The sequence below is a fragment of the Streptomyces sp. 8N706 genome (genome assembly GCF_052245415.1).
Lineage (GTDB): Bacteria > Actinomycetota > Actinomycetes > Streptomycetales > Streptomycetaceae > Streptomyces.
This window is the reverse complement of sequence record NZ_JBQQBW010000072.1, coordinates 25,455-35,139: the sequence shown is the minus strand read 5'-3', so window position 1 is coordinate 35,139 and position 9,685 is coordinate 25,455. Positions and strand designations below refer to the sequence as shown.

Sequence of the window (9,685 nt, the reverse complement as noted above, 5' to 3'; positions counted from 1 at the left end):
TCAACGAAGGGATCACCCGGGAGTCGGAGCAGGTGATGAACAACGCCTCCGGAGACTGACCACTCGCAAGACGGCCGAACTCCTCGGCCGACACGGCAGCCCGCTCACGAAAGGCAGCGGCGTTCTTCTTCAACATGTGCATGGTGTTCCTCCTGCACGCCCGCGACGGGCATGCGGTGGTGGGTCGTCCTGATCGGATCGCAGGTGGAAGTGGGGAAAAGCCGTGCGAGCACCGACTGGTTCGATCAGAGGCGGAACACCTGGAGGACGGCGGGCCGCGCCGCGGGACGCTGCCCGAGCGGACCGGAGGGTGGCGCATGCGCCGTGGGCCGGCCGTGGGACAGGGTGAAGGCCAAGCCACCACGGCGGCTGACGTCCGAGAAGAGACGGAGATTCTGAGGGACCGCGTGCGCGGTCGGGGGACCGTACGACCGTCTGCCGTTGGGATGCGGCAGGGGCCCGTACTCGGGATCGAGGCCGTCCCGGGACGAGTCCTTGGGAAAGGGCTTCGTCTCGTGGGAGAAACCGCTGGTACGCCCGTCAGGCAAGTCGGCGATGACGGGGCATGTGACGGCCATCGAGCACAGCAGGGCAGCGAACAGGAAGGCGATCAGGGCGCCGACAACATCCGTGAGGGTTCCGCGTCGTGTCATTGCGCCTCCCCCCGTTCCCGCGCGCTGCCGGCGATCTCATCCTCGCCGACCACTGTGAATCCCAGACCGCAGGAACATCATTGATTCGTTAACAACCCGTGAGCTGCACACTAGTTGACAGCGCCCCACATGGCACGTTCGCCCCTGGTCAGGACCGTGCCACAGCCGCCACGCCCATCCCCTGCGCCCGGCTCCCGGCCGCCGTGCACCCGCTACTTCAGATCCGCTGCGCCGATGCCCGTACGCGCTCTACGCCCGCACACGTGCCAAGAGATCCTCCCCCGCCGGATACGGGGTTTCCCCGGGCAGCAGCCGGGCCGCGGCGTCCAGTTCGCCGTCGCGCACCAGGGCGTGGACCTCGTGGGCGAGCGGAGTCACGTCGGTGACGGCGGTCGTCCACTCGTCCGCGTACCGCCGAGCGGCTTCGCCCGAGAGCCCGAGCTGAAGCGAGCGATACGGCAGGGCCCGCAGGCGCAGGTCGCGCTCGGGATCCCACTGGACGCGGGCCGGTGCGCGCCTCAACTCCCGTTTCCACGCCGCCCGGTCGGGGTGCAGGCCGGGCTCGTAGTGGGACAGGCACGCGTGACGCAGCGCCCACTCGAACCCCTCGCGGGTGATCTCGACGGCGAGAACGGTCTCCTGGCCCTCCTTAACGCCCCAGGCGCAGCGGTACATCATCCACAGGAACGACGGCTTGATCCACGTCATCCGGTCCCGCTTCCAAGCACCGGGGAAGCGGCCGTCCCGAGCCGCGGGGAGGCCGAGCGCGGGAGCGTACGCCTGGTAGACGGTGACCGTGGACTCCGTGTGGAGCGCGCGGATCTGCTGCTGTGGTGCATCCATGGTGGACACGATGAGGCCGCCCGCCGGAGGACGGCCATCGAATAAACCGCCCGGGCTCAGGGGCGCCCCAGGTCTGCGGGGTCGGCGGGGTCGGCGGTGGCGGAGGGCCGGGGCGAAGCAGTCCGCGACGCGTCCAGGGTTCGGATGACCCGGGCCGGGTTGCCGACCGCCAGGACGCCCGGCGGCAGGTCCTTGGCCACCACGGCACCGGCGCCGACCACCGTGTTCTCGCCGATGGTCACCCCGGGGCAGACGATCACCCCGCCGCCCAGCCAGACGTTGTCACCGACCGACACCGGGACCGCTCTTTCCCAACCGGCCGCCGTCGCTCCGCGTCCAGCTCGTGGACCGGGGTCAGCAGCTGCACGTTGGGCCCGATCTGCACCTCCGCACCGATGGTGATCGGCGCCGCATCGAGGAAGACAGCGCCGAAGTTGACGAACGTACGGGCGCCGATGCGGATGTGGTAGCCGTAGTCGCACTGGGAGGGAGGCCGGATCCGTACCCCTTCCCCCACCGAGCCGAGCAGCTGCGCCAGAATCCTGTGACGCTCCTCGGGGACGGACAGGGCGGCCGCGTTGTACGCCGCGCACAGCTCGCTACGGCGTACGGTGTCGGCCCCCAGCTCGGCATCGTCGGGGATGTACCACTCACCGGCCAGCATGCGCTGCTTGTTCTCCCCCACGACTGTCCCTAGATGAGTTCCCCTTGCCGTACAGCTGCGACGAAGTGGGCCCAGGCCGTTGAGGGGAATAGGAGCACCGGGCCGTTCGGGTCCTTCGAGTCCCGTACGCCCGTAATGGCGGGATCATGCGTCGTTACCTCCACACACTCGCCGCCCGAGCCGTTGCTGTAGCTGCTCTTGTGCCAAACAGCGTTGGCCCGTATGGAGTGGGACGCAGTGCTCATCGGGAGAACTCCTCCAGTGTGCGTTCGATCAGCAGCGCCGATCGCGGCGGGCTCGATGCGATGGCTCGAAGGTTGTCGAATGCCTTCGTGTACTGGCCGACGTCGTCCGTTGCTTCGAGGTAGACAGCGTCCGTCAGCCCATCCCGGTACACGACGTCAGGATCCTCCTGCTCAGGGAAGCCCAAGATCGTGAAGGCTCCTGTTGCCGGATAGGTGCCCGCCGTGAACGGGATGACTTGCAGTGTGACGTTCTTCAACCGGTTTACGTCCAGCATATGTTCGAGCTGGGCGCACATCACCTCTCGACCCCCGACAACGTGCCGCAGCACACTCTCATGCACGATCGCCCACAGGTCAGGCGGATCCTCGGCAGTGAGGAGCGTCTGCCGCTCCATCCGCACGCTCACTGCGCGCTCGAGATCATCGGCCGTGAGTTGATTGGTGGCTCGGTGCAACTCGGCGGCGTAGGCGGCTGTCTGCATCAACCCCGGTACAAACTCACACTGGTACTGACGCAGGCTGGAGGCGTCTTGCTCCAAGCCCACGTAGACAGAGAACCATGGGGGCACGGCGCTGCCGTGGGCGTGCCACCAGCCACGCACCTTTGAGTCCTTGGCAAGTCTCTTGAGGAACTCCCGCAGTTCATCAGAAGTCTCGTAGAAGCGGCAGAGCGCATCCACGTCAGACGGCTGCACTCGACCGCTCCCGGTCTCCAGACGGTTGACCTTCGACCCGCTCCAATCCAATGCCTCGCCCACCTGGTTGCACGTGAGCTTGTTGTCTTCGCGGAGCTTCTTGAGCTCGATTGCCAGTCGACGGCGCCGAGCGGTGGGTGAACCGGCCACCTTGAACTCCTCCTGCTGTAGCGAGCGTTCAGTCTGGTCGGAAGACCTCGGGCACGCCAATCACCCAATGGAGCGAATCCGTTTATGCACATTGCACGACGGGATGGGGCAGCTGCAATGCTTCAGCATTGAGTGACGACGAGTCCTGGAGCGGTCACGGTTGGTGATCGTCCGGGCTTCGCTGAGTAGAGAGGCAAGCACGCATGGAGATCGTTCACTGCATGTCGAGGAGGGCGTGGGACCTCGCCTTCTTGGCTGAACCCGAGGAGGTTGCCGCCCTGCGGCGGATCATTCGGACCCACCTGACGCAGTGGGGGCTACCCGAACTGGTGGACGCCGTTGAGCTCTGTGTGAGCGAGCTCGTCGCCAACGTGATCACGCACGTGGGTCCGGGGACGCCCACCACGTTGGCGCTCTCCATGCGGGGCACGTACGTCCGCATCGAAGTCAGCGACCCTGATGCCCGGGCGCTGCCCACCCTTCTGAACGTCGAGCTTCACGCAGAATCCGGCCGTGGAATGACCTTGATCCAGGCGCTGACGGATCGTTGGGGAGTCACCCCAACAGCGTCGGGCAAGACGACATGGTGTGAGATCGGCACTGGACTCGATGCCGAGAAAGGGGGCCAGGGCGTAGGCCGGCGAGTGGCCAAGGCCGAAGCCCTGCTCACTCTCTATGGACGTGACCTGCCTTCGCCCCCATTGGGCGTCACACCGCTCGGCCGCGCCGTGGCGGAGGAGGCTGCGGTAGACCTGATTGCAGACCTCCTCCACTGGCTCAGAGCGCACGGCCGTGACCCGGACCAGACCCTCGACCGGGCTCAGATGCATTTCGAGGCCGACAGCTGACCATTTGGACGAATGAGTGGTGTGCTGCGACCCGGCTGCTCGGTGTTGCCCCCTCTGCGGATGTTTCAGTCAGGGTCCGCCATCGGGACCTCGTGGATGGAGATGCGCACCGGGTGGGGTGTGGGATCGATCGTGATGGCAGTGCCGCCAGTGGCGTGGTGCACGGTGATGGATGCAGGGTCAGACTTGCTGACCTCGAGCGTGTACTCGATACGTGCCGGCTCGGACATGATCAGCAGCCCTTCTGCGGAGTCTGGCGCCGGGTGAGGACAGGGAGTTGGCGTTGGTGCGATGAACGGTAGCACCCCGAATCGAACGCAGTGTCAACTTTCGTTTGACGGCCAACAGCCGTCAAACTAGCCTCGGTTCGCACTGGAGACGTCTGGGTTGCGGAGAGGTGCGATGGGCGAAGTCGGAACGTTCGGTGTCTGGCTGGAGCGCCAGTTGCGTCGGAGGGGCATCAGCCAGGCAGAACTTGCTGAAGAGCTGAAGATGACCCGGGCAGGGGTGTCTGCCTGGGTCAACAACCGGGCCATGCCACGAGCGGACAAGCTCACGGCCATCGAGAAGAGTCTTGGGCTGCCCGCAGGCTCCGCCACATCCTTCCAGGACGACAAGCCACGAGTTGTCGATCGCAGCTGGTATCACCGCAAGGCATACGCCGACGGGGGGCGGGAGTTCGGCAATGCGGCTGCCTTCGCCTTCGAAGCCGATCTCGCAGTGCTGGCGCGTGAGGCGACCCAGAACAGCCTGGACGAGCGCCTCGATTCGAATCGACCGGTACGCGTCCGCTTCACCCTGCACGAACTCAGCGGCGAGCACCTGAAGCGCTTCCTCGACGCCTTGCGGTGGGATGACCTCGAACCTCACTACGCCTCGGCTGCTCAGCATCCGCAGAAGGTGGGGCGAGTTCTGGCCGAGGGGCTGCGTGAGATGGAGAAGACCGAAAGTCTCCTGCTCCTTCGCATCGACGATTACAACGCATCAGGCCTTACAGGACCTGAGTACGACGACGGCAGGTTCGCCGCAGTTGTGCGCCGACAGCTCGACAGCCACAAGAGGAGTGGCCACGCCGGTGGCTCGTTCGGACTCGGCAAGGCGACTCTTTGGGCCAACAGCCGACTGGGTCTTGTGCTCATGAACAGCACACTCTCCGAGCCGTACGAGGGGCACACCCAACGGCGGCTCATCGGACGACTGGATCTGCCGTGGCGAAAGGTGTACGGCGAGGCATTCGCCGGACCGGCATGGCTCGGCGAACCCGACTCCGCTCCTGGCTACAGAGGGGTATCCCGTTCCTGGTGGGGTGACGAGGAGACAGCGCGTTCGTTGCATCTGGAACGTGAAAGCGATGAGGCCGGTACTTCCTTTCTGATTGTGGGTGCCCACGATGCGGGCGACGACAGGGGAAAGGACGCACTGGACCTCTCGGACATGCACACCAAGCTGGTCGAGGCATTGGCAGACAACTTCTGGGCTGCAATGACTGCAGGAGTTTCCGCTGCTCCGCTTCTCCAGGCATCGGTCACCACCTTGCGGAACGAAAACGTCTTCATAGCGGAACAGCGGGTGAATCCACATGAGCATCATCCGGCCCATGCGCGCGCGCTGAAGGCCTACCTGGATGGTGAGACTGTCGAAGAGTTCACCGCCGGGGACCAGGTGGCGCTGGTGCGTGTGCCCCTTGTCGTACCGCCGCGACGCAGTGCTGGGCCGCGCTCGGGCGAGAGAATCGTGCACCACGCCGTCCTACTGGTCACCCCGGCTGACGACAGCGATCGTGTGCACAGCAAGGTGGTATGCATGCGTGGAAGCCGGATGACGGTGATGTCCCGTAGACCACGGGAAATACCGATCGGTACGGATCCGTTCCAAGCTGTCCTCCTGGCAGGGTATGCAACGGGAGAGGAGGGAGTCGAGATTGCTTCTGCGGAAGCATTTCTGCGGGCTTCGGAGCCTCCCGAGCATGACAAGTGGGACAAGACTGAGGAACTGGCGGTGACATACGCTCGTGGAGCGCTGTCTAGACTCAAGGAGTTTCGAGCCGATGTCGACGCAGCCGTTCGCGGCATCGTCGGCCGCAAGGGGGTAAGGGCCAATGGAGGCCCCAAGGTTCTTCAGGAACTTCTCGAATTGGATGGCCCTGCCGGCGGGCGACGCAACGAAGGACACCCGACGATCCGTCACTTGGATGGTTCAGTTGATCCAGGGGGCGCCTGGCGGGTCGAGGCAGAGCTCAGGCTGCCCCCTCGGGAGGAGCCCTGGCTGCTGACACCGGTCGCGAAGTTCGATGTCAGGTCAGGGAGTAGGCCAACCCTCCACTGGGCGGAGCTCACAGGAGGGGAGAACTGCCGGGTGGAAAACGGAAACCTCCTGATCGAACCGGGAGTTCGTAGTGCCAGGTTCGCCGGCGTTACGGAAGTTGTCAGTCATCCGGTCTCCGCATCGCTCGCCAAGCTGGTCGTCGATGTTCAGCGAGCTCGCGGAGGGGCCGCATGAGGACCTTGGTCCCCTATCGGACGCTTGCCGGTGACGTTGGCCTGGAAATCGTCAGGGTGTCACTCGATGACCACGCTCTGCCCTATTCCATGATCTCCAGAGGCGATCAGATGGTGGCACTGCACGAGGCGGAGCGTTCGGTGTGGAGCGAAGCCATGCTTCATGTGCGAGCGACCCTGCCCGAGCGGGAAATTGCGGAGGGCCCGTGGGCGAATGTTTCCTGTGTCGCGGTGCTCACCGAGAGGGCGACCAACGCCCGTACCGTCCGCCCGCTTTCGAAAGAGGCGGATGGTCTGTGGACCGGCAGCGTTGCGATGGCTCGCGATCTTCATCGTGCTCGAGCAACTTTGTCCGTGAACGTTGTTGCCACGGTGGACGAAGTGGCGGGGCGGGTGGTCGGAAGTGCGGAACTTCCGTGGACAGTGGACCTCACGGCACGCACTCCGGAACGGAAGCGTGCCGTGAACATTGTTGAGCTGGATTTCCGGGACGGGCCGGAGGAATGGCTCAGGCCGTTCAAGGAGTCGCCCTGGTTGCTGGAAACCACAGCAGAAGTTCCGACCGTCTACCTCAACACTGCCTTTGAGGGATTGAATGATATCCTCAAGGCCACGAGAAATGACGTCGAAAAGGGCGTACGGGGGTTGGTGGCGGCACAGATTGCCGACGAAGTGTGGACGGCAATGTTTCACGCCTCGGTGTGCGATCTGGAGTTCGACGACGATGGCACGCCACAAATCCCCTCCGACTGGCGCGAATCAGTCCTGCATACGATGCTGCCCGATATTGTGCCCAACGCCTCCATGGCGGATGCCTTGCTTGAAATACATAGCCGCCGCGTCAGCGGTAACGGCTGGGCCGAGCTGCAAACAAATATTCAGTACGCGGCATCCCGGCGGGCACGCGTACCGAAAAATCTCAGGACAGCGGTCCGAGCGTTGAGCAGCAGTGGAGGAGTGGGCTGATGGCTGGGATACGCGGGGAGGGGCCGGAACATCTTGCCCTCTTGCCCGGCACGGTTGCTGTGAAGTATTTGACGCACAGTGTGCTATCAGGCCACGAGGAACCGCCGAAGGTGGCTCTTCTCAGAGCGAGCAAACCGATGAGCGATGCCGGGGCACGGTGGCAGGCAGGTGCCGTACGGGGGTTGGTGGAGGAGGCGATGAGAAGGTTCCGCGATGCGCGCACTCATGCGGACGCCTGGCTGGCCCCACGATTGCATGCGACGATACGGATGACACGTGCGGAGGCATCTGATCCCGAGCTGTGGAATTTCGTCGCTCTGGCAGTTGCTCCCGACTATGTGGTGTGGCGACACAAGGCCACTTCCAAAAAGTCCGGTTTGAGCCCGGCGGCAACCGCGGACCGCTTCACTGGGCCACACTACAAACATGCATTCGCCCGTCTCTGGTGGGTAGCGGAGCTATTCCGTGACGGTGGCGACTATCGCAGTGCGGAGTTCGCGTGTGGGAATCAGGATGTGCTGAACACCACCCTGCGTCTCGACGTGATCGACCATCGACCGACTGCTCTAGCCATCGTGCGCGTCTTGGAGAAGTTGGCCCTTGCCGGAACGCCGCTACTCGGCGATCACGCCAATGCTCTGTCGTCAGCGGTGAATGTTGCTGGTAGCACCTTGATGTACGACGTCATAGCGCCCGATCTTCCACCGGACCTGCATGAGCTCCAGAAATGGATCCATGAGGCGGAGGTGGATCCGGACGTACCATGGGAGAGTCTTCCCGATGGCCCCGATGACGGGCGCATACCTCGCTCATCCGTCGATACTCTGGTGAGCCAATTCGAAAAGCTCTTGGACGGTGTATCAATCAGGCAACGGAAGCCGAAGGATGAAGAGGCGAGAACAGCGAAGGGGGTCAGCCTCTCAAAGCCTGGTAAATGACACCGGCGAGGGCTCGGGAAAGCCCCACGGGAACGGCGTTGCCGATCTGTCGGCCGATCTGAATCTTGCTGCCGCACCACTTGAATGATGGTGGGAACCCTTGGATCAAGGCAGCTTCGTAGTGGGTGATCGGACGCCAGGCGAAGGGGTGCAGATAGCGCCCCTTCTCAGGTTTGTAGAACTCGGTTCGAATTGTCACGGACGGCCTGTCCCAGTACAAGCGTCCCATGACGTCGTGCGACCCAGTGCGATGGGCAAGCCACTTCGGGGTCGAAAGGTGCACCGGCAGGTCGTGTCGGTTTCCACCCCTACCGATCGCCTTGTAGCGCTCCAAGGAGTGCTCCGTCGGCTGTCTCCCGATGTGCAGTTCGGGGGTATGGAAATAGCCGGGAAGTTCATGGTTGCCAAGCGGATTGCATGTGCGTTCCGGAAGTTGTGTCGTTCGGGTGGGAATGAGTGTCTTCGCAAAGACGGCCGGGCCGACCCCGACCCAGGGCTGGACCACTGCTGAGCCCGGCAGCGTCTCATCGGGAAGTGTATCCGGAACCTTGGCGTGCGTTTTGGCTGGATAGGTGAGGCCTTCGAGGCTCTTGATATCTCGATGCACGCCGATGACTATGGCACGCCGCCGCGATTGAGGAACGCCATAGTCGGCCGCATTCAGCACTGTGTGCTCAACGAGTTTGTATTGGCGCAACGCGCCGTCCGGCTTCTCCGTAGCGGCGTGCAGGGCAGCGAATTCTGGGGAGCGAAGGAATCGATCCACGTTCTCAATCACGAAGACCTTGGGCTCGATGTCATCGACCACGCGGAGGTACTGACGCCAGAGCTGGTTCCGCGGATCGTCCGCATCCTCCAGGCCGAGGCCTGAGAAGCCTTGGCAAGGAGGGCCGCCGAGGACCACCTCCGCGTCGATGCCATGATCGAGCGGCTTCCAGTCCTCGATCTCGCCCGCGTGCATGTGATGCTCCCCGTCCGCCTCGTTCGCGAAGTTGGCGGCGTATGTGGAGGCGGCGGCGACGTCGTGTTCCACAGCCGCCACAGATCGGAAGACCGGCGCCGAGTGCCCAACGGGCCGGAAGGAGCGGAACCCTTCCGTGAAGCCGCCGCACCCAGCGAAGAGATCAACGACGTTGACCGGCTGGGGGATGCTGTCGGCGCTCATGGTGGGGAGTTTAGCCGGCC

10 protein-coding genes and 1 pseudogene are annotated in these 9,685 nt (G+C 64.0%); 4 read left to right on the top strand and 7 right to left on the bottom strand.

Translation table 11 applies throughout. The annotated features are described in order from the left end of the window. Window positions 1-245 precede the first annotated feature (245 nt). The 5 genes and pseudogenes from ACTWQE_RS23640 to ACTWQE_RS23620 form a co-directional block, all read right to left on the bottom strand. Window positions 246-653: a hypothetical protein gene (locus ACTWQE_RS23640; protein WP_443331037.1), complete on the bottom strand. Its 408-nt coding sequence runs from the start codon at window positions 651-653 to the stop codon at window positions 246-248. A gap of 249 nt (window positions 654-902) precedes the next feature. Then, the gene (locus ACTWQE_RS23635) at window positions 903-1,496 is read right to left on the bottom strand and encodes a DUF4291 domain-containing protein (protein WP_443331036.1); all 594 of its coding nucleotides are present in this window, start codon (window positions 1,494-1,496) and stop codon (window positions 903-905) included. Window positions 1,497-1,552: 56 nt separating this feature from the next. Further along, window positions 1,553-2,181, bottom strand: a pseudogene (locus ACTWQE_RS23630) (sugar O-acetyltransferase). Window positions 2,182-2,189: 8 nt separating this feature from the next. Further along, window positions 2,190-2,405, bottom strand: a complete 216-nt coding sequence (locus tag ACTWQE_RS23625; RefSeq protein ID WP_443331035.1) for a DUF397 domain-containing protein — start codon at window positions 2,403-2,405, stop codon at window positions 2,190-2,192. Beyond that, window positions 2,402-3,250 carry a helix-turn-helix domain-containing protein gene (locus ACTWQE_RS23620; RefSeq protein WP_443331034.1) on the bottom strand — a complete coding sequence of 283 codons (849 nt, stop codon included), beginning with the start codon at window positions 3,248-3,250 and terminating at the stop codon, window positions 2,402-2,404. The genes ACTWQE_RS23625 and ACTWQE_RS23620 overlap by 4 nt, the downstream gene beginning before the upstream one ends. A gap of 203 nt (window positions 3,251-3,453) precedes the next feature. Here ACTWQE_RS23620 and ACTWQE_RS23615 point away from each other — a divergent pair, with 203 nt between their 5' ends. Further along, entirely contained in the window at window positions 3,454-4,098 is a 645-nt protein-coding gene (locus ACTWQE_RS23615) for an ATP-binding protein (protein ID WP_443331033.1), read from the top strand. Window positions 4,099-4,163: 65 nt separating this feature from the next. Here ACTWQE_RS23615 and ACTWQE_RS23610 read toward each other — a convergent pair whose 3' ends face one another. Next, complete coding sequence (locus ACTWQE_RS23610) at window positions 4,164-4,328, bottom strand: hypothetical protein (RefSeq protein ID WP_443331032.1); 165 nt, start codon at window positions 4,326-4,328, stop codon at window positions 4,164-4,166. Window positions 4,329-4,500: 172 nt separating this feature from the next. Here ACTWQE_RS23610 and ACTWQE_RS23605 point away from each other — a divergent pair, with 172 nt between their 5' ends. From ACTWQE_RS23605 to ACTWQE_RS23595, 3 genes are read left to right on the top strand one after another with little or no spacing between them, the layout of a single operon-like run. Next, entirely contained in the window at window positions 4,501-6,597 is a 2,097-nt protein-coding gene (locus ACTWQE_RS23605) for a helix-turn-helix domain-containing protein (RefSeq protein ID WP_443331031.1), read from the top strand. Continuing rightward, window positions 6,594-7,562, top strand: coding sequence for a hypothetical protein (locus ACTWQE_RS23600; RefSeq protein WP_443331030.1), 969 nt, complete (start codon window positions 6,594-6,596; stop codon window positions 7,560-7,562). Before ACTWQE_RS23605 ends, ACTWQE_RS23600 begins: the two co-directional genes overlap by 4 nt. After that, on the top strand, window positions 7,562-8,500 hold the full coding sequence (locus ACTWQE_RS23595; protein WP_443331029.1) for a DUF6339 family protein: 939 nt from the start codon (window positions 7,562-7,564) through the stop codon (window positions 8,498-8,500). Before ACTWQE_RS23600 ends, ACTWQE_RS23595 begins: the two co-directional genes overlap by 1 nt. Here the strand turns inward: ACTWQE_RS23595 and ACTWQE_RS23590 are convergent. Continuing rightward, window positions 8,475-9,665: a DNA cytosine methyltransferase gene (locus ACTWQE_RS23590; protein ID WP_443331028.1), complete on the bottom strand. Its 1,191-nt coding sequence runs from the start codon at window positions 9,663-9,665 to the stop codon at window positions 8,475-8,477. The two genes, ACTWQE_RS23595 and ACTWQE_RS23590, sit on opposite strands and share 26 nt — an antisense overlap. Window positions 9,666-9,685: the final 20 nt, after the last annotated feature.

Coding starts and splice junctions, on each gene's coding strand:
- ACTWQE_RS23590 (WP_443331028.1), bottom strand. CDS start 9,665: ATGAGCGCCGACAGCATCCCCCAGCCGGTCAACGTCGTTGATCTCTTC.
- ACTWQE_RS23615 (WP_443331033.1), top strand. CDS start 3,454: ATGGAGATCGTTCACTGCATGTCGAGGAGGGCGTGGGACCTCGCCTTC.
- ACTWQE_RS23600 (WP_443331030.1), top strand. CDS start 6,594: ATGAGGACCTTGGTCCCCTATCGGACGCTTGCCGGTGACGTTGGCCTG.
- ACTWQE_RS23640 (WP_443331037.1), bottom strand. CDS start 653: ATGACACGACGCGGAACCCTCACGGATGTTGTCGGCGCCCTGATCGCC.
- ACTWQE_RS23625 (WP_443331035.1), bottom strand. CDS start 2,405: ATGAGCACTGCGTCCCACTCCATACGGGCCAACGCTGTTTGGCACAAG.
- ACTWQE_RS23610 (WP_443331032.1), bottom strand. CDS start 4,328: ATGTCCGAGCCGGCACGTATCGAGTACACGCTCGAGGTCAGCAAGTCT.
- ACTWQE_RS23635 (WP_443331036.1), bottom strand. CDS start 1,496: ATGGATGCACCACAGCAGCAGATCCGCGCGCTCCACACGGAGTCCACG.
- ACTWQE_RS23595 (WP_443331029.1), top strand. CDS start 7,562: ATGGCTGGGATACGCGGGGAGGGGCCGGAACATCTTGCCCTCTTGCCC.
- ACTWQE_RS23605 (WP_443331031.1), top strand. CDS start 4,501: ATGGGCGAAGTCGGAACGTTCGGTGTCTGGCTGGAGCGCCAGTTGCGT.